Source organism: Streptomyces pseudovenezuelae (assembly GCF_029892565.1).
Taxonomy (GTDB): domain Bacteria; phylum Actinomycetota; class Actinomycetes; order Streptomycetales; family Streptomycetaceae; genus Streptomyces; species Streptomyces pseudovenezuelae_A.
Map to the genome: position 1 here is coordinate 25,562 of NZ_JARXVH010000006.1, position 17,949 is coordinate 43,510.

The window sequence follows — 17,949 nt, forward strand, 5'->3', positions numbered from 1 at the left end:
TGTCATGTAATGCACCACATTCCCCTGAGCCAAGGACCGTGATCCACGTGAAGGTCGGCATCCCCCGCGAGGTCAAGAACAACGAGTTCCGGGTGGCCATCACCCCCGCCGGTGTGCACGAGCTGGTGCGCGGCGGCCACCAGGTCGTCATCGAGCGCGGCGCCGGTCTCGGCTCCTCGATCCCCGACAACGAGTACGTCTCCGCAGGCGCCCACATCCTGGAGACCGCCGACGAGGTCTGGGCCACCGCCGACCTGCTGCTCAAGGTCAAGGAGCCCATCGCCGAGGAGTACCACCGCCTCCGCAAGGACCAGACGCTCTTCACCTACCTGCACCTGGCCGCCTCCAAGGAGTGCACCGACGCGCTCGTCGAGTCCGGCACCACGGCGATCGCCTACGAGACCGTCGAACTCCCGGGCCGCGCGCTCCCGTTGCTCGCCCCGATGTCCGAGGTCGCGGGCCGGCTCGCCCCGCAGGTCGGCGCCTACCACCTGATGCGCTCGGCCGGCGGCCGCGGCGTGCTCCCCGGCGGCGTCCCCGGCACCCAGCCCGCGAAGGCCGTCGTCATCGGCGGCGGGGTCTCCGGCTGGAACGCGACGCAGATCGCCGTCGGCATGGGCTTCCACGTCACGCTGCTCGACCGCGACATCAACAAGCTGCGCGAGGCGGACAGGGTCTTCGGCACCAAGGTCCGGGCGATCATGTCCAACTCCTTCGAGCTGGAGAAGGCCGTCCTGGAGGCCGACCTCGTCATCGGCGCGGTCCTCATCCCGGGAGCCAAGGCACCGAAGCTGGTCACCAACGAGCTGGTGTCGCGCATGAAGCCCGGAAGTGTTCTTGTCGACATCGCGATCGACCAGGGCGGCTGCTTCGAGGACTCCCGTCCGACCACGCACGCCGAACCGACCTTCATGGTCCACGACTCGGTCTTCTACTGCGTCGCCAACATGCCGGGCGCGGTGCCCAACACCTCGACCTACGCGCTGACCAACGCGACGCTGCCCTACATCGTCGAACTCGCCAACCACGGCTGGGTGGAGGCGCTGCGCCGCGACGCCGCGCTGGCCAAGGGCCTCAACACCCATGACGGCAAGGTCGTTTACAAGGAGGTCGCCGAGGCGCACGGCCTGGAGCACGTGGAGCTCGACTCGCTGCTCGGCTGAGCCCCAAGTCGACATGGAGGGCGACTTGAACGCGGCTTCGCGGCAGCTCAGGGGCTAAGTCACCTTTTCGTAAAGGCGATACGTCAACAAGGCGCGTCAACGACGTACACACGGCCGGACCTTGCACCACAAGGTTCGGCCGGATGTGTGTATGGTCACTTTGCGACTCTCGGTCAACTCGCGTCGAACGTAACCCTTGAACCGATTCGTGCACCGGTGAAACCTGCCGTGCGACGCCCGTACGCCCTTGACAGAGGGATGTTTCATTGCCGACACATCCTGCCGGGTCCGGCGGATTGTGTTGCTGCGAACGCCCGACACGCCATAGAGTCGCCAACCGTCGGCATGGTGCCACGCTGACCTGTCTAGAAGTTTCCTGGTCACCAAGGAGGTAAGACGACTTGTGAATGAGTCGACATTTTCTCCCGGGGGTGGTCAACCAGGAATGCCTGTACGGGGCCAGGGTCCCGCGGGGTTCGAGGCTGTCGGCTCCGTTGCTGTGCGCACCTTCGCAGCCCAGAGGAGTCATCAGGTGTCTCAGATGTCCGGGATGACTCAGCCAGCACACCAGAGCATGGATGGCCATCACGTGAACGCCATGGCCGGCGACGGAAGTGGCGCGCCCCACAACCACTTCGCCGACTACGACGAACTGCCCGAGGGGCACTTCTACGACCCCGACGCGGAGTACGAGCCCGACCCCGAGTACGCGGCCACGCTCGCGCCCGACGCCGCCCGCCAGCGCCGCGAGCGCGTGGGCCCGACCGGACGCCCGTTGCCGTACTTCCCGATCCCGGGCCCGCTGACCGATCACGGCCCCGCGAAGATCATCGCGATGTGCAACCAGAAGGGCGGCGTCGGCAAGACCACGTCGACCATCAACCTGGGTGCCGCGCTCGCGGAGTACGGACGGCGCGTGTTGCTCGTGGACTTCGACCCGCAGGGCGCGCTGTCGGTGGGTCTCGGGGTCAACCCGATGGAGCTCGACCTCACCGTCTACAACCTGCTCATGGAGCGGGGCATGGCGGCCGACGAGGTGCTCCTGAAGACCGCGGTCCCGAACATGGACCTGCTGCCGAGCAACATCGACCTGTCCGCCGCCGAGGTCCAGTTGGTCTCCGAGGTCGCGCGCGAGTCGACACTGCAACGCGCCCTGAAGCCGCTCATGGCCGATTACGACTACATCGTGATCGACTGTCAGCCCTCGCTCGGTCTGCTCACGGTCAACGCTCTGACGGCCGCGCACAAGGTGATAGTGCCTCTGGAGTGCGAGTTCTTCGCTCTTCGTGGTGTCGCACTGCTGACGGAGACGATCGAGAAGGTCCAGGAGCGACTCAACCCGGAACTGGAGCTCGACGGGATCCTCGCCACCATGTACGACTCGCGCACCGTGCACAGCCGTGAGGTGCTCGCGCGTGTCGTCGAGGCGTTCGACGACCACGTCTACCACACGGTCATCGGGCGCACGGTCCGCTTCCCGGAGACCACGGTCGCCGGTGAGCCGATCACCACGTACGCCTCCAACTCCGTCGGTGCCGCCGCCTATCGTCAGCTCGCCAGGGAGGTGCTCGCCCGGTGTCACGCCGAGTGAGTCTGCCGGGGGCCGACGAACTCTTCCGTACGACAGGGGGAATGGCACTCCAGCCGTCCACTCCGCGGCGGGGGGTCAACGGCGAAGCCCGTGTGCCCGCTCCCGCGGGGGAGAGCGACGGGGTCGCGGCCGGTGAGGACGCGCCGCAGTCGGTGCCCGTACAGGGCGGCGACGGCGAGGGCGCCGAGCATGTGGCGGCCGAGTCGGAGGCCGACGACGGCGAGTCCCGCAGTCGCGGCGCGGCCGGCTCCGGACGACGTCAGGGGGCGCAGGAAGGTTCTGCCGCCGAGGCCGCTCCGCGCAAGCGGGGGCGGAGTCCTTCGCGTCGGCCCAGTGGGCGCGAACGGCACGACGAGAAGATCACGGTGTACGTCTCCGCCGAGGAGCTCATCGATCTGGAGCACGCGCGTCTGGTGCTTCGGGGTGAGCACGGGCTCGCGGTCGACCGCGGGCGGATCGTGCGGGAGGCCGTCGCCGTGGTGCTGGCCGACCTGGAGTCCCGCGGGGACGCGAGCATTCTGGTACGGCGACTGCGTGGGCGGTAGGCGGTAACGTGCGGGGCGATGACCTCGAACGATGCTGCCTCCGCTTCCGCCGCTTCCGGCGGTCGTCGGCGTGCGCTCGGGCGGGGGCCCGGGACCGCTGAGGTCGAGTCGCCGGCTGAGCCCGGTGGGCACAACGGGGCCGAACCTGAGATCGAGCCGTCGGTTGACGAACCGGCGGAACAGGTCGCCGAGTTGTCGGAGCCCGTCCCCGAACCGGCCGAGGCTGTCCCCGAGCCGGCCGAGGACGTCGCCGAAGCCGACGACGGTGTCTTCAAGGTTCGGCTCGTCAACTTTGAGGGGCCCTTCGATCTGCTGCTTCAGTTGATTTCCAAGCACAAGTTGGATGTCACCGAGGTCGCGCTGTCGAAGGTCACCGACGAGTTCATGGCGCACATCCGGGCCATGGGGCCGGACTGGGATCTGGATCAGACGACGGAGTTCCTGGTCGTCGCCGCCACGTTGCTGGATCTCAAGGCGGCCAGGTTGCTGCCCTCCGCCGAGGTCGAGGACGAGGCCGATCTGGCGTTGTTGGAGGCTCGGGACCTGCTCTTCGCGCGGCTGCTGCAGTACCGGGCGTACAAGCAGATCGCCGACATCTTCAACCGGCGGCTTGAAGCGGAGGCGCGCCGGTATCCCCGTACCGTCGGGCTCGAACCGCATCACGCCGAGCTGTTGCCCGAGGTGGTCATCAGCATCGGGCCGGAGGGGTTCGCGAAGCTCGCCGTGAAGGCGATGCAGCCCAGGCCCAAGCCGCAGGTGTACGTCGATCACATCCACGCGCCGCTCGTGAGCGTGCAGGAGCAGGCCGGGATCGTGGTCGCGCGGCTGCGGGAACTCGGCGAGGCCAGCTTCCGGACGCTCGTCGAGGACACCGACGACACCCTGACCGTCGTGGCGAGGTTCCTGGCCCTGCTGGAGCTGTACCGGGAGAAGGCCGTGGCGCTCGATCAGGAGATCGCCCTCGGGGATCTGATCGTGCGGTGGACCGGTGGGGAGGGCGAGAGCGAGCCCGTGGTCACCGATGAGTTCGACCGGCCGCCCGAGGTGCCCAAGGAGTCCAAGGAGCCGACGGAGGAGAAGAAGGCGTGAGCGAGGAGACCACTGATCTGTCGGCGGGCCCGCGCACTGTCGCCGACCTCGATCTCAAGCCCGCCCTGGAGGCCGTCCTCATGGTCGTGGACGAGCCCGCGACCGAGGAGCACCTCGCGAAGATACTGCAGCGGCCCAAGCGGAAGATCGGGGACGCGTTGCGGGAGCTGGCCGACGAGTACGCCGTGCAGGGGCGTGGCTTCGAGCTGCGGCTCATCGCCGGCGGGTGGCGTTTCTACTCCCGGCCCGAGTACGCGCCGGCCGTCGAAGGGTTCGTCCTGGACGGGCAGCAGGCCCGGCTCACCCAGGCGGCGCTGGAGACCCTCGCGGTCGTCGCGTACCGCCAGCCGGTCAGCCGCAGCAGGGTCTCGGCGGTCCGCGGAGTCAACTGCGACGGCGTGATGCGCACCCTCCTGCAGCGGGGTCTGGTCGAGGAGGCGGGCACGGAACCCGAAACAGGTGCGATCCTGTACACGACGACGAACTACTTTCTGGAGCGGATGGGCCTGCGCGGCCTGGACGAGCTCCCGGAGCTCGCGCCCTTCCTCCCTGAGGCCGAGGCGATCGAGGCGGAGACGCTGGAAGGGGTCCCGTCGTTCGATCCGGATGCACCGGATGCAGATGCAGACGACACGACGACGACGGAACTTTGATGCGAAGCAGTGGCAGTGGCAGTGGCGGCGGTAGTGGCAGGAACAGCGGGCGCGGCAATCCCCGCGGTGCCGGTGGGGGCAACCCCCGCGGTTCCGGTGGCGGTGGCGGTGGCGGCTCCCGGGGTTCCGGTGGGGGCGGCGGCTCCCGGGGTTCCGGCGGTGGGGGCGGCTCCCAGCCCAGGGGCGCGGGAGGGCGCGACGACAAGCCGAAGCGTCCCGGCAAGCCCCGTCCCGAGGAGCGCCGCTACGACGTAGGCCCGGCGGCCTCCCACGAGGGTCCGAAGTCCGGGCGCGGCGCCTCCGCGCGCGGTGGTGCCAAGGGCGGTCCCAGGCAGGGCCAGGGCACCGGACGCGGGCGCTCGGTGCCGGCGACCTCGCGTGAGTACGACGCGCGGGCCGAGGAGCGCAACCGGGAGCGGTACGCGGGCAAGAAGGACATCAAGCCGCCCAAGACCTTCCCGGGCGCCGAGCAGGAGGGCGAGCGGCTGCAGAAGATCCTCGCGCGCGCGGGCTACGGCTCCCGGCGTGCCTGCGAGGAGCTGATCGAGCAGTCCCGCGTCGAGGTCAACGGCGAGATCGTCGTCGAGCAGGGCAAGCGGGTCGACCCGGAGCACGACGAGGTCAAGGTCGACGGGCTGACCGTCGCCACGCAGTCGTACCAGTTCTTCTCGCTGAACAAGCCCGCCGGTGTCGTCTCCACCATGGAGGACCCCGACGGGCGTCAGAACCTCGGCGACTACGTCACCAACCGGGAGACGCGGCTCTTCCACGTGGGGCGGCTCGACACCGAGACCGAGGGCGTGATCCTGCTCACCAACCACGGCGAGCTGGCGCACCGGCTGACCCACCCCAAGTACGGCGTGAAGAAGACCTACCTCGCCGCCATCGTGGGCCCGATCCCGCGCGACCTGGGCAAGCAGCTCAAGGACGGCATCCAGCTGGAGGACGGGTACGCGCGTGCGGACCACTTCCGGGTGGTCGAGCAGACCGGCAAGAACTACCTGGTCGAGGTCACCCTGCACGAGGGTCGCAAGCACATCGTGCGCCGCATGCTCGCGGAGGCCGGCTTCCCGGTCGAGAAGCTGGTGCGCACGTCCTTCGGGCCGATCACGCTGGGCGACCAGAAGTCGGGCTGGCTGCGGCGGCTGTCGAACACCGAGGTCGGGATGCTGATGCAGGAGGTCGACCTCTAGGACGACCTCAGTTCCTGAACGGCCGGTCCTGGATTTTCTCCGGGGCCGGCCGATGCGTTTTCGCCCTGTCGGCGGTCTGTATGGCTGACGGCGAGACGAGGAGCGGGCATGGATACGACGACAGAGCCCTGCCGGTGGCAGAGGCGCGGGATCGCCACCGACACGCTTGGGACGGCGCCTGACGGGCGCCCAGGGGCCGCTGTGGCCGATGCGGGGCCGTTCGGGCGTCCCGGGTGCCCCGAGGTGCTGTCGTGAACTCAGGGGAGCTGCTGGAGCGTTCGCTCGCCTATGCGCTGGGGAGCGTGGCCGGGGTCGTGCCCGGGAGTCTGGGGCGGGGCACGCCGTGCGGGGAGTGGGACCTGGGTGAGCTGCTCGGGCATCTCGACGACGCGCTGGAGGCGCTGCACGAAGGGCTGACCGGCGGGCGGATCGGGCTGTTCCCCGGGGTGCCGGGGGCGGATCCGGCGTGCGCGTTCCGCACGCGTGCGTGCGCGGTGCTGGGCGCGTGGGCGGCCGGGCCGCCGGCGGAGACGGTCCTGGTGGGCGAACGGCCGCTGGACGTGCGGGTGATGGGGGCCGTGGGCGCCGTGGAGATCGCCGTGCACGGCTGGGACGTGGCACAGGCCTGCGGGCGGCCACGGCCCATCCCGGTCCCGCTGGCGGCCGAACTGCTGCCCGTGGCGCGGTGCGTCGTCGCGCGGGAGGACCGGGGCGAGCGGTTCGGCGTGCCGGTCGCCGTGCCGGCCTGGGCGGGACTCGACGTCCGGCTGCTGGCGTTCCTCGGGCGGCTCGATTCGTCTCCGGGCGCGGGCAAGGGCGAGGGCGGGTGTCGGCCGGAGGCGCGGGGGTAGGCGCGGCGGTGACGGTGTTCGCGTCGTCGCGGTCCCAGGAGGCGTCCGGCGCCCGGGAGTTGTGACACAGGGACGCCGACCGAGGGGTTGTGGAAGGGCGTTCGCGCTCTTTATAGTCGCATTGACTATTAAGGGGCGGGGGTGCATGGGCCACACGCAGCCGCACGGCTACGACAAGTACGCCTACGAGCCCTTCGCCGTCACCGTCGACCTCGCCGTCCTCACCATCCGCTCCGGCGCCCTGCACGTCCTGCTCGTCGAGCGCGGCCAGGACCCCTACGCCGGTCACTGGGCGCTCCCCGGCGGCTTCGTGGAACCGAGCGAGTCGGCCGAGACGGCCGCGCGGCGTGAACTCGCCGAGGAGACAGGGCTCGCCGACGTCACCGGGCTGCACCTGGAGCAGCTGCGGACCTACAGTGAGCCCGACCGCGACCCCCGTATGCGGGTCGTGTCCGTCGCCTTCACCGCGCTGCTGCCCGACGCGCCCGAGCCGCACGCGGGCAGCGACGCGGCGCGGGCGGGCTGGCTGGCGTACGACAAACCCCGGCCGCTCGCCTTCGACCACGACCGGATCCTCGCCGACGCCCACGAACACGTGGGCACGCAGCTTGAGTTGACCTGTCTCGCCACCGCCTTCTGTCCGGCCGAGTTCACGCTCGGCGAGCTCCAGCACGTCTACGAGACGGTGTGGGGCACCGCCCTCGACCGGCCCAACTTCCGCCGCAAGGTGCTCGCCACGCCCGGCTTCGTCGAACCGGTGCCGGGCGCCGCGCGCCTGACCGGCGGCCGCGGCAAACCGGCGGCGCTGTACCGCGCGGGCACCGCGACCACCCTCCAGCCCCCTCTGCTCCGGCCGAATCCGGAAGGACGTTCCGCATGACCAGCACGATCGTCGACAAACGCGCAGCCACGGGGGCCCTGATCGGCCTCGCACTCGGGGACGCGCTCGGATTCCCGACCGAGTTCAACGACGTCCCCTCGATCATCGCCAAGTTCGGGCCCTGGCGGCAGATGCCACTCATCAAGCCCGCGATCGTCTCCGACGACACGCAGATGACCCTGGCGGTGGCCCGGGGAATGCGCACCGCCATGGACCGCGGGGCGCTCGGGCCCGAGGACATGGCGGTGACCGTGCGACAGGAGTTCATCGCCTGGAACCGCTCCCCAGACAACAATCGAGCCCCAGGCAACACCTGCCTGCGTGCCTGCGAGTTGCTGGAGAACCCGGACCTGCCCTGGCAGGACGCCAGCCAGATGGGCTCCAAGGGCTGCGGCGCCAACATGCGCGTGGCGCCCCTCGGACTCGCCCCCGGGCTGAGCGACGAACAGCGCGCGGGCGCCGCCCAGTTGCAGGCCGCCCTCACCCACGGGCACCCCACGGCGCTGGCCGCCTCCGACCTCACCGGCCGCGCCGTGCACCTGCTCGCGCAGGGCGCCGAGCCGGCCGAGCTCCTCGACCAGCTGCGCTCGTACGCCGACGACAACCGCAGCCACTACCACCAGTCCTGGCTCGGCGACCTGTGGACCCGCAGCCAGGACCCCGGGCCCGAGGAGTTCATCGCCCGCGGCTGGGACGAGTGCCTGGCGATCCTCGACCGGCTCCAGGTCGCCCTGCACACCTCCTCGTCCGAGACCGACCCGTGCCTGGCCACCGGCGCGGGCTGGATCGCCGAAGAGGCCCTGGCGACCGGCCTGTTGTGCTTCCTGTTCTTCGCCGACGAGCCGGTCACCGCCATCCGGCGGGCCGCCTGCAGCTCCGGCGACTCGGACTCGATCGCCTGTCTGGCCGGGGCCTTCGCGGGCGCCCACCGCGGCGCCGAGGCCTGGCCGACGGAGTGGGCCGACCGCATCGAGTACCAGAGCGACCTCATGACCCTCGGGGCCCTCTGGGATTCTTGAGCCGTGATCGACACCCTGGACATCGACCTGAGGCCGGTGGTCGCCGAACAGCCCGATCCGGTGCTGTTCGCGACCGTCTCCGGCGCGCATCTGTACGGCTTCCCGTCCCGCGACTCGGACGTGGACCTGCGAGGCGTCCACCTGCTGCCCACGGCGGCGCTGGTGGGGCTGCGCGAGCCCGAGGAGACCCGCTCCCGGATGTGGGACCGCGACGGCGTCGAGATGGACCTGGTCACGCACGACCTGCGCAAGTTCGTACGGCTGATGCTGCGGCGCAACGGCTATGTGCTGGAGCAGCTGCTCTCGCCCCTCGTCGTGCACACCACCGACGCGCACCGCGAACTGGTCGCGCTCGCGCCCGACGTCCTCACCGGCCATCACGCCCACCACTACCGGGGGTTCGCGGTGACCCAGTGGCGGCTGTTCGAGAAGACCGGCGAACTCAAGCCGCTGCTCTACACCTTCCGCGCCCTGCTGACCGGCGTGCACCTCATGCGCAGCGGAGAGGTGCGGGCCCATCTGCCCACGCTGCTCGGCGAGGTGGACGCGCCCGCCTATCTGCCGGAGCTGATCGCGGCGAAGGCGGAGCGGGAGCACGGGGACGCCGATGTCGACCACGCGCGCGTGCTGGCCGACGTGGAGCGGCTGCACGGCGTGCTCGACGCGGCGCAGGAGGCGTCGGCGCTACCCGACGCGCCCGTCGCCCACGACGCCCTGCACGACTTCGTCGTACGGGTCCGGCTGGCGGGCTGAGGCGCGGCGGACGCGGACCAGGAAGGCCTCGACGCGGGCCCGGTCCGGCTCCTCGGGGAGCGGGCTGCGGCGCAGTGCCTCGTCGGTCTCGGCCGCCAAGTGGGCCATCCGTGCCTCGACTTCGGGCCAGGAGACCTCGCCGCGCTTGACGGCGAGCAACGGCTCGCGTCCATCGCCCACGTCGAGCGTGAGGGCGCCCGTGCGCAGCAGGTCGCGGGCGCTCGTCAGGAGGCGCAGGAGGTGCATCGCGTGCTTCCAGCGCGGGGCGCCGTGCGTGCGGACGCCGGCCTCCAGCTTTCGGCGCTGGCCGAGCGCGTAGCGCGTGAACGTCTCGTGGACCTGGCGGGAGAGGAACGCCTCGCGCAGGGCGAGGAGTTCACGGCCCGTGTCGTCGACGTACTCGACGAGCGGCGAGTGCAGGCACTCCAGGATGTTCGGGTTCGCGCGCAGCGCCAGCTCGCAGAAGCGCTCCAGCTCCCAGCTGAACTGCTCCGGCGCCGGGCCCTCGACATGCGTCGGCGGCTTCTCGAAGCGCCAGAACAGGGGAGTGGGGGCGAGGAAGACGCCCCGCCGGTCGGTGTCGCTGCCCTCCGTCGCCAGACCGAAGGCCCGCGACCCCATCACGCACGCGTAGACGGTGTGGTCGCGGACCAGGGCCTCGGGCGGCACGGCGGACGGGACGCCGGTGGACGTGGCCGAGCCGGAGCGGGTCGTGGACGGGAGCGGGCTGGTCATGGACGGGACAGTACGGGGACCGTCACGCCAGGGTGATCGAATTTCCCTCCACCTTGATCTGCTCCGCGGGCAGCGGCTTCGGCGCCGGGCCCCCTGCCACCGAACCGTCCGCGATCTTGAACTTACTGCCGTGACACGGGCAGTTGATGGTGCCGTCGGAGACGGTCGTCACCGTGCAGCCCTGGTGTGTGCAGATCGCCGAGAAGGCCTTGAAGTCGTTCTTCGCGGGCTGGGTGACCACGACCTTCTCGTCCTTGAAGATCTTGCCGCCGCCGACCGGGATGTCGGTCGTCTTCGCCAACTCCTGACCGCTGGAGGCCTTCACGTCGGAGGAGCCGGAGTCACTGTCGTCGCCGTACTTGCTGCACCCCACGGCGAGCGCCGAGGCGCCCGTCGCGAGGAGAACCGTGCGGCGCGTCGAGCGGTGGGTCATGTCGTCACTCCGAAAGTGCGGAAGAACCAGAGGGCGGACGTCAGCCAGATGACGGTCAGAGCGGTGAAGACCAGGCCGCCGACGAGCGGCAGCAGCCAGCCGGGAAGCCGCTCCGAGCGAAGCAGCAGCATCTTGGCACTGAAAGCACCGAAGAAGAAGCAACCCAGGATGGAGTGCAACAAAACGCGCGTTTCGTACGTCTGATAGCCCAGCGCGTACAGGCAGTGCACGGCGACCGGGACCGCCACGAGGAACGCGATCCGGCCCGACCAGCGGTGCAGGGTCGACGCCCAACTCGGGCCCGGCAGCTTGCCGTACACCATGAACGCGGAGACCAGCTGCACGAGCGCGAAGAAGAACGCGGTCGTCGCCAGCCACGACTTCACCGCGGCGGTGCTGCTGAACCCGGCGAGGTTGAAGGCGGTCCCGGCCGGGTCGTGGACCTTGCCGTACACCCCGAGGGCGACCGCCACGGCGGCGGCGACCAGGGCGGGGATCAGATAGCGGGCGGCGCCGGAGGCACGGCGGGGCGGTTCCGGCTGGAAAAACTGCGTGGCGGCGTTCGGGTCGACGGTCATGGTCGGCTCCCTGGGCGGACGGTGATGTCGCGGACGTGGGGTCGCTGACGTGATGTCAGGGGGTGACGGGGCGTGCCGTGAGCTGCTGTCCGTCGACCGTCACCGCACCCGTCTCCGGGTCGATGGAGGGCGCGGCCGAGGGCTCCTCGTCACGGGTGACGATGCCGACCTGCCGACCGCCCGGCAGGACGATCCAGCCGCCGTCGACCTTGGCGCCACGCACCGTGGCGGTCGCCCGGTACAGGCCCCCTGGCTTCTTGGCCTTGTCGGCGGTGAAGGCGTAGTGCCCGCCGGCGACGTCGACCGTGCCGCGGATCCGCTTGCCCTCCTTGAGAGTGCCGGTCAGCGAGTCGCCGTTCTTCCCGGTCAGCCGCATGCTCCCGTCGTCCTTGACGTCGCCCTTCAGCCACGACTCCTTGGTGCGGCCGTCGCAGAAGTACGCGACCGCCTTGCCGTCGTGCACCGCGACGGCGACGGCGGACGAGTCGTCGTCGGTACGGCCGGCGTAGTCGGCGTTCGGCACGGGCACCCGCGTCCGCGTCGGCGACGGGCTCGGCGACTGCGCGGGTTTGGCGGGTGACGGCGACGCCGAGGCGGCGGGCGGCGGCTCCTTTTTCGTGGACGCGACGTTCTTCGTCCCTGTCGTCGCGTTGAGCGACAGCATGAACACACCGAGCAGTAGTCCCGCGAGCATGGTCAGCAGCGGTCCTGGACGTTTCATCGAAGCCCTCCCCCGAGGCGAGTTTCCTGCCATCAGAGCGGACCGGCGGCCCCGGCGTAAAGAGGCGCACAGGGGCGTCTCTCGCCAAGTAGCGAAATTGGGTCAATTCGGTGACATTGAGCAGAGTTCGAGGCCGGGCCCGAACAGTGCCCGGCCCCTCGCGAAAGGCGTGATCATGGCGGGCAACGATCTCGGCGGTCTTTTGGGCGGGCTCCTCGGCGGCGGCCAGGGCAGCGGCGGCTCCGCCGGCTCCGGCGGCAACATCCTCGGGGCGCTGCTCTCGGCCCTCGGCGGCACCCGGGGCGGCAACGGCTCCGATCCGCTGGGCGGCCTGCTGGACATGCTCACCAAGTCCGGCCTCGCCCAGCAGAAGGACTCCTGGGTCGGCACCGGCGCCAACGAGTCCGTGACCGGCGCCGAGATCCAGCAGGCACTGCCCGACAAGACCCTCGACCAGGTCGCCCAGCAGGCCGGCGTCACCCCGGACCAGGCCGCGGACCAGCTGGCCCAGGTGCTGCCGGCGGCCGTCGACAAGCTGACCCCGAACGGGCAGGTGCCCGCCTCGCTGGAGGACCTGGTGAAGCAGCAGCAGCTGTGAGGCGGTGAGCGCGGGGCGCGGCGCCTTCCGTGTCCGACCCCGAGGGCGCCGCGTTCGTCTCAGCGGGCGGGCGCCGCGCACCGGTGTCAGTCGGGCTGACTACGCTGGACGGGCGAAGAGCCGATCCGTGAGCAAGGAGCTGAGCCGTGGCGGTACGAGCGGTCCGGGGAGCCGTCCAACTGGAGCGGGACGAGGCCGGACACATGGACGAGCAGGTCGGCGCCCTGCTCACCGCCGTCCTGGAGCGGAACGGACTGAGTGCCGAGGACCTGATCAGCATCTGGTTCACGGCCACGCCCGACCTGCACAGCGACTTCCCGGCGGCCGCCGCCCGCAAGCTCGGCATCACCGACGTACCGCTGATCTGCGCCCAGGAACTCGACATCCAGGGCGCCATGCCCCGCGTGGTCCGCGTCCTCGCGCACATCGAGTCCGACCGCGCCCGGGCCGACATCGCGCACGTGTACCTCGGTGCCGCGGCCGCCCTGCGCAAGGACATCGCCCAGTGAGAACCGCACTCGTCATCGGCACCGGGCTCATCGGCACGTCCGCCGCGCTCGCCCTGTCCCAGCGTGGCGTCGTCGTCCACCTCGCCGACCACGACCCCGAGCAGGCCCGCACGGCCGCGGCCCTGGGCGCCGGCACCGACCAGGCACCCGACGGACCGGTCGACCTCGCGATCGTCGCCGCCCCGCCGGCCCATGTCGCCACCGTGCTCGCCGACGCCATGCGCCGGGGCGTGGCCCGCGGCTACATCGACGTCGCCAGCGTCAAGGGCGGCCCGCGCCGCGAGCTGGAGGTGCTCGGCCTGGACCTCTCGGCGTACATCGGCACGCACCCCATGTCAGGCCGCGAGAAGTCCGGCCCGCTGGCCGCGACCGGCGATCTCTTCGAGGGCCGCCCCTGGGTGCTGACCCCGACCCGCGACACCGACACCGAGGTGCTGAACCTCGCCCTGGAACTGGTCTCGCACTGCCGTGCCGTGCCGGTCGTCATGGACGCCGACGCCCACGACCGCGCCGTCGCGCTCGTCTCCCACATGCCCCACCTGGTGTCCAGCATGGTCGCCGCGCGGCTGGAGAACGCGGAGGAGGCGGCCGTACGGCTGTGCGGGCAGGGCATCCGGGACGTGACGAGGATCGCGGCCTCCGACCCCGCGATGTGGATCGACATCCTCTCCGCGAACCCCGGGCCCGTCGCCGACCTGCTCACCGACGTGGCCGGCGACCTGGAGGAGACGGTGCAGGCACTGCGCGCCCTGCAGTCCGCCGACGAGGCCAAGCGCATCGAGGGCACCTCCGGCATCCAGGAAGTCCTGCGGCGGGGCAACGCCGGTCAGGTCCGGGTCCCCGGCAAGCACGGGTCGGCGCCGCGGTCCTACGAGGTCGTGGCCGTCCTCATCGACGACCAGCCCGGTCAGCTGGCCCGTATCTTCGCGGACGCCGGACGGGCCGGGGTCAACATCGAGGACGTACGCATCGAGCACGCGACCGGGCAGCAGGCGGGCCTGGTTCAGCTGATGGTGGAGCCGCAGGCGGCGCCGGTCCTCACGGCGTCGCTGCGGGAGCGGGGCTGGGCGATCCGGCAGTGATCCGGTAGGCCCGGCGGTGATCGCGAGGATCCGGCAGTGATCGCGTAGACGCGGCGGTGATCGCGCCGATCATCCGCCTGTAAGAGGGGACCCGGGAAGCCAGTAACCTTGTGCGGGGCACTTTCGTGTCCCGCACACCGCTCACCGCACCGCACCAGGAAGGTGTCCCCCTGTGGAAAACGGCGCCGCCCCGACCGCCCAGGCCGTGATTGTCGCCATCGACGGCCCCGCCGGCACGGGCAAGTCGAGCACGTCGAAGGCCGTCGCCACGCAGCTCGGCCTGAGCTACCTGGACACCGGCGCCCAGTACCGGGCGATCACCTGGTGGATGGTGACCAACGGGATCGACATCGACGACCCGACGGCGATCGCCGCCGTGACCGGCAAGCCCGAGATCGTCTCCGGCACCGACCCGGCCGAGCCGACGATCACGGTCGACGGCGTCGACGTGGCCGGCCCGATCCGCACCCAGGAGGTCTCCTCCAAGGTCAGCGCGGTCAGCGCGGTGCCCGAGGTGCGGGCCAGGATCACCGAGCTGCAGCGGGCCGTGGCGGCCGGCGCGGAGCGGGGCATCGTCGTCGAGGGCCGGGACATCGGTACGACCGTGCTGCCCGACGCCGATCTGAAGGTCTTCCTCACCGCTTCCCCGGAGGCCCGCGCCGCCCGCCGCAGCGGCGAGCTCAAGGGCGCGGACATCAACGCCACCCGTGAGGCCCTGGTCAAGCGGGACGCGGCCGACTCCAGCCGGAAGACCTCGCCGCTCGCCAAGGCGGACGACGCGGTCGAGGTGGACACCACCGAGCTCACGCTGGCGCAGGTCATCGAGTGTGTCGTCACCCTCGTCGAGGAGAAGCGGGCCGGGAAGTGACCAGGCCCTCAGCCGCCTCGGAGCGGGGAGCCGAGGTCGGCCGGCGCATCGGCGTCGGCCTGATGTACGGGCTGTGGAAGCCGCGCGTGCTCGGCGCCTGGAAGGTGCCCGCGACCGGCCCGGTGATCTTCGCCGTCAACCACTCGCACAACATCGACGGCCCGATGGTCATGGGTGTGGCGCCCCGGCCGACGCACTTCCTGATCAAGCAGGAGGCGTTCATCGGCCCGCTCGACCCGTTCCTGACGGGCATCGGGCAGCTCAAGGTGGACCGTACGACCGCCGACCGCACCGCGATCACCCGGGCGCTGGACGTCCTGGCGGCCGGCGGGGTGCTCGGCATCTTCCCGGAGGGCAGTAGGGGCGAGGGCGACTTCGCCTCCCTGCGCGCCGGGCTCGCCTACTTCGCGGTGCGCGGCGACGCCCCGATCGTGCCGATCGCGGTGCTGGGAAGTTCGGAGCGGCGCGGACGGTTGATGAAGGGGCTGCCTCCGCTGCGCAGCCGTATCGACGTCGTCTTCGGCGACCCCTTCGAGGCGGGCGACGGCAGCGGACGACGTACACGCAGGGCGCTGGACGAGGCGACCGAGCGCATCCAGAAGCAGCTCACCGCGCACCTGGAAAACGCCAGGCGGCTGACCGGCCGCTAGGCGACACTGAGTAGTGGATCACACCGGACAAACCGGTCGGTCCACCGATCACCACGATGAACGAGGTACGGACTTCATGAACGACCACATCCCCTCCGACGGCCCGGGCGAGGAGCACGAGCACGGAGCCCTCGGCGACGCCGAGTACGCGGAGTTCATGGAGCTCGCCGCCGTAGAGGGCTTTGACATCGAGGACGTCGAGGGGGCGATCGGCGAGGCCGGTCACGGCCCGCTGCCGGTCCTCGCCGTCGTCGGCCGCCCGAACGTCGGCAAGTCGACTCTCGTCAACCGCATCATCGGCCGCCGCGAGGCCGTCGTAGAAGACAAGCCCGGTGTCACCCGGGACCGCGTGACGTACGAGGCCGAGTGGGCGGGGCGTCGCTTCAAGGTCGTCGACACCGGCGGCTGGGAGCAGGACGTCCTCGGCATCGACGCCTCCGTGGCCGCGCAGGCCGAGTACGCGATCGAGGCCGCCGACGCGGTCGTGTTCGTCGTCGACGCCAAGGTCGGCGCGACCGACACCGACGAGGCGGTCGTACGGCTGCTGCGCAAGGCCGGCAAGCCCGTGGTGCTGGCCGCCAACAAGGTCGACGGCCTGAGCGGCGAGTCCGACGCGGCCTACCTGTGGTCCCTGGGCCTCGGCGAGCCGCACCCCGTCTCCGCGCTGCACGGCCGCGGCACCGGCGACATGCTGGACGCCGTCCTGGAAGCGCTGCCGGAGGCGCCCGAGCAGACCTTCGGCACCGCGGTCGGCGGCCCCCGCCGTATCGCCCTCATCGGCCGCCCGAACGTCGGCAAGTCCTCCCTGCTGAACAAGGTGGCGGGCGAGGAGCGCGTCGTCGTCAACGAGATCGCGGGCACCACCCGTGACCCGGTCGACGAGCTGATCGAACTCGGCGGTATCACCTGGAAGTTCGTCGACACGGCGGGCATCCGCAAGCGTGTGCACCTCCAGCAGGGCGCGGACTACTACGCCTCGCTGCGCACCGCGGCCGCCGTCGAGAAGGCCGAGGTCGCGGTCATCCTGATCGACGCCTCCGAGTCCATCTCGATCCAGGACCAGCGCATCGTCACCATGGCCGTGGACGCGGGGCGCGCGATCGTCCTCGCCTTCAACAAGTGGGACACCCTCGACGAGGAGCGGCGCTACTACCTGGAGCGCGAGATCGAGACCGAGCTCGCCCAGGTCGCCTGGGCGCCCCGGGTGAACGTCTCGGCGCGCACCGGCCGGCACATGGAGAAGCTGGTCCCGGGCATCGAGACCGCCCTCGCCGGCTGGGAGACCCGCGTCCCGACGGGCCGCCTGAACGCCTTCCTCGGTGAGCTGGTCGCCGCCCACCCGCACCCGGTCCGCGGCGGCAAGCAGCCCCGCATCCTCTTCGGCACCCAGGCCGGCACCAAGCCCCCGCGGTTCGTGTTCTTCGCCTCCGGCTTCATCGAGGCGGGCTACCGGCGCTTCATCGAGCGCCGCCTGCGCGAGGAGTTCAGCTTCGAGGGGACGCCGATCCACATCTCGGTGCGGGTGCGCGAGAAGCGCGGCGCGAAGAAGAAGTAGTAGTTCTGGGGCATGGGAAAGGGCGGTCCCCGACGGGGACCGCCCTTTCCCATGCCCCAGAACTCAGTGCCCCGGTGGCAGCGCCGCGGGCACGTGGTGCATTCGCGTGCCCTGCTGGCCGACCTGCCCCACGCGCTGCCACTGCGACTGCTGCCGGGCGCTGTAGGCCCCCGCGCTGTAGGCGCTGTACGAGCTGCTGAACGACCCCGGCCGGTGCCCGCCGTACGCACCCGTACTGTGCGGGATGTTCCCGAAGGCGGTGAAGCCCAGCTCCTCCTCGCCGCTGCGGTCGCCCGGCAGCGTACGGAAGGACTTGACGTACTCGGCATAGAGCGCGTCGTAGATCGGCGTGGCCGATGGGCCGCTCAGGTAGTCCTGGGCCGACCGCGCGGACGGGATCGGCTGATAGGACTGGCGGCGTGGAACGTCGTATGCGTACACGTATGTCCAAACGACACCGACTGGTCAGGGATGCGGTTGGGC

Annotated in this window: 21 protein-coding genes; 16 read left to right on the plus strand and 5 right to left on the minus strand. The window is 70.8% G+C overall.

Going from position 1 to position 17,949, the window contains the following annotated elements; all coding sequences use genetic code 11:
• Positions 1-47: 47 nt before the first annotated feature.
• The 10 genes from ald to M2283_RS20070 all read left to right on the plus strand — a co-directional run bounded on the left by ald (position 48) and on the right by M2283_RS20070 (position 9,737).
• Positions 48-1,163: an alanine dehydrogenase gene (gene ald / locus M2283_RS20025; RefSeq protein WP_280878190.1), complete on the plus strand. Its 1,116-nt coding sequence runs from the start codon at positions 48-50 to the stop codon at positions 1,161-1,163.
• Positions 1,164-1,608: 445 nt separating this feature from the next.
• Entirely contained in the window at positions 1,609-2,754 is a 1,146-nt protein-coding gene (locus M2283_RS20030; protein WP_124002477.1) for a ParA family protein, read from the plus strand.
• Positions 2,739-3,299, plus strand: a complete 561-nt coding sequence (locus M2283_RS20035; protein WP_280877673.1) for a hypothetical protein — start codon at positions 2,739-2,741, stop codon at positions 3,297-3,299. Before M2283_RS20030 ends, M2283_RS20035 begins: the two co-directional genes overlap by 16 nt.
• An 18-nt stretch (positions 3,300-3,317) precedes the next feature.
• Positions 3,318-4,388, plus strand: coding sequence for a segregation and condensation protein A (locus tag M2283_RS20040; RefSeq protein WP_280877674.1), 1,071 nt, complete (start codon positions 3,318-3,320; stop codon positions 4,386-4,388).
• Positions 4,385-5,041 carry an SMC-Scp complex subunit ScpB gene (gene scpB, locus M2283_RS20045; protein WP_280877675.1) on the plus strand — a complete coding sequence of 219 codons (657 nt, stop codon included), beginning with the start codon at positions 4,385-4,387 and terminating at the stop codon, positions 5,039-5,041. Before M2283_RS20040 ends, scpB begins: the two co-directional genes overlap by 4 nt.
• Positions 5,041-6,234 carry a pseudouridine synthase gene (locus M2283_RS20050; RefSeq protein WP_280877676.1) on the plus strand — a complete coding sequence of 398 codons (1,194 nt, stop codon included), beginning with the start codon at positions 5,041-5,043 and terminating at the stop codon, positions 6,232-6,234. The genes scpB and M2283_RS20050 overlap by 1 nt, the downstream gene beginning before the upstream one ends.
• Positions 6,235-6,485: 251 nt before the next feature.
• Positions 6,486-7,085 (plus strand): TIGR03086 family metal-binding protein, encoded by a 600-nt coding sequence (locus tag M2283_RS20055; protein WP_280877677.1) that lies wholly within the window; start codon positions 6,486-6,488, stop codon positions 7,083-7,085.
• Positions 7,086-7,230: 145 nt separating this feature from the next.
• The gene (locus M2283_RS20060) at positions 7,231-7,965 is read left to right on the plus strand and encodes an NUDIX hydrolase (RefSeq protein WP_280877678.1); all 735 of its coding nucleotides are present in this window, start codon (positions 7,231-7,233) and stop codon (positions 7,963-7,965) included.
• Positions 7,962-8,984 carry an ADP-ribosylglycohydrolase family protein gene (locus M2283_RS20065; RefSeq protein ID WP_280877679.1) on the plus strand — a complete coding sequence of 341 codons (1,023 nt, stop codon included), beginning with the start codon at positions 7,962-7,964 and terminating at the stop codon, positions 8,982-8,984. The genes M2283_RS20060 and M2283_RS20065 overlap by 4 nt, the downstream gene beginning before the upstream one ends.
• Before the next feature lie 3 nt (positions 8,985-8,987).
• Entirely contained in the window at positions 8,988-9,737 is a 750-nt protein-coding gene (locus M2283_RS20070) for a nucleotidyltransferase domain-containing protein (RefSeq protein WP_280877680.1), read from the plus strand.
• On the opposite strand, the gene M2283_RS20075 is transcribed toward M2283_RS20070, so the two are convergent.
• The 4 genes from M2283_RS20075 to M2283_RS20090 form a co-directional block, all read right to left on the minus strand.
• On the minus strand, positions 9,669-10,406 hold the full coding sequence (locus M2283_RS20075; protein WP_280878191.1) for a nucleotidyltransferase domain-containing protein: 738 nt from the start codon (positions 10,404-10,406) through the stop codon (positions 9,669-9,671). The two genes, M2283_RS20070 and M2283_RS20075, sit on opposite strands and share 69 nt — an antisense overlap.
• Before the next feature lie 88 nt (positions 10,407-10,494).
• Positions 10,495-10,905, minus strand: coding sequence for a Rieske (2Fe-2S) protein (locus M2283_RS20080; protein ID WP_280877681.1), 411 nt, complete (start codon positions 10,903-10,905; stop codon positions 10,495-10,497).
• Positions 10,902-11,483, minus strand: coding sequence for a DUF6529 family protein (locus tag M2283_RS20085; RefSeq protein ID WP_280877682.1), 582 nt, complete (start codon positions 11,481-11,483; stop codon positions 10,902-10,904). The genes M2283_RS20080 and M2283_RS20085 overlap by 4 nt, the downstream gene beginning before the upstream one ends.
• Before the next feature lie 55 nt (positions 11,484-11,538).
• Entirely contained in the window at positions 11,539-12,204 is a 666-nt protein-coding gene (locus tag M2283_RS20090; protein ID WP_280877683.1) for a hypothetical protein, read from the minus strand.
• Between the two features lie 97 nt (positions 12,205-12,301).
• Here M2283_RS20090 and M2283_RS20095 point away from each other — a divergent pair, with 97 nt between their 5' ends.
• The 6 genes from M2283_RS20095 (at position 12,302) to der (ending at position 17,466) form a co-directional block, all read left to right on the plus strand.
• Positions 12,302-12,802 (plus strand): YidB family protein, encoded by a 501-nt coding sequence (locus M2283_RS20095; protein WP_432423103.1) that lies wholly within the window; start codon positions 12,302-12,304, stop codon positions 12,800-12,802.
• Between the two features lie 146 nt (positions 12,803-12,948).
• Positions 12,949-13,311 carry a chorismate mutase gene (aroH, locus tag M2283_RS20100; RefSeq protein WP_280877685.1) on the plus strand — a complete coding sequence of 121 codons (363 nt, stop codon included), beginning with the start codon at positions 12,949-12,951 and terminating at the stop codon, positions 13,309-13,311.
• On the plus strand, positions 13,308-14,393 hold the full coding sequence (locus M2283_RS20105; RefSeq protein ID WP_280877686.1) for a prephenate dehydrogenase: 1,086 nt from the start codon (positions 13,308-13,310) through the stop codon (positions 14,391-14,393). Before aroH ends, M2283_RS20105 begins: the two co-directional genes overlap by 4 nt.
• A gap of 172 nt (positions 14,394-14,565) precedes the next feature.
• Positions 14,566-15,261, plus strand: a complete 696-nt coding sequence (gene cmk / locus M2283_RS20110; protein WP_280877687.1) for a (d)CMP kinase — start codon at positions 14,566-14,568, stop codon at positions 15,259-15,261.
• Positions 15,219-15,911, plus strand: coding sequence for a lysophospholipid acyltransferase family protein (locus tag M2283_RS20115; RefSeq protein ID WP_432423104.1), 693 nt, complete (start codon positions 15,219-15,221; stop codon positions 15,909-15,911). The genes cmk and M2283_RS20115 overlap by 43 nt, the downstream gene beginning before the upstream one ends.
• Positions 15,912-15,987: 76 nt before the next feature.
• A complete protein-coding gene (der, locus tag M2283_RS20120) occupies positions 15,988-17,466 on the plus strand; it encodes a ribosome biogenesis GTPase Der (RefSeq protein ID WP_280877689.1) in 1,479 nt (492 codons plus the stop codon).
• Positions 17,467-17,529: 63 nt separating this feature from the next.
• Here the strand turns inward: der and M2283_RS20125 are convergent, their stop codons facing one another.
• Positions 17,530-17,907: a hypothetical protein gene (locus M2283_RS20125; RefSeq protein ID WP_280877690.1), complete on the minus strand. Its 378-nt coding sequence runs from the start codon at positions 17,905-17,907 to the stop codon at positions 17,530-17,532.
• Positions 17,908-17,949 lie beyond the last annotated feature (42 nt).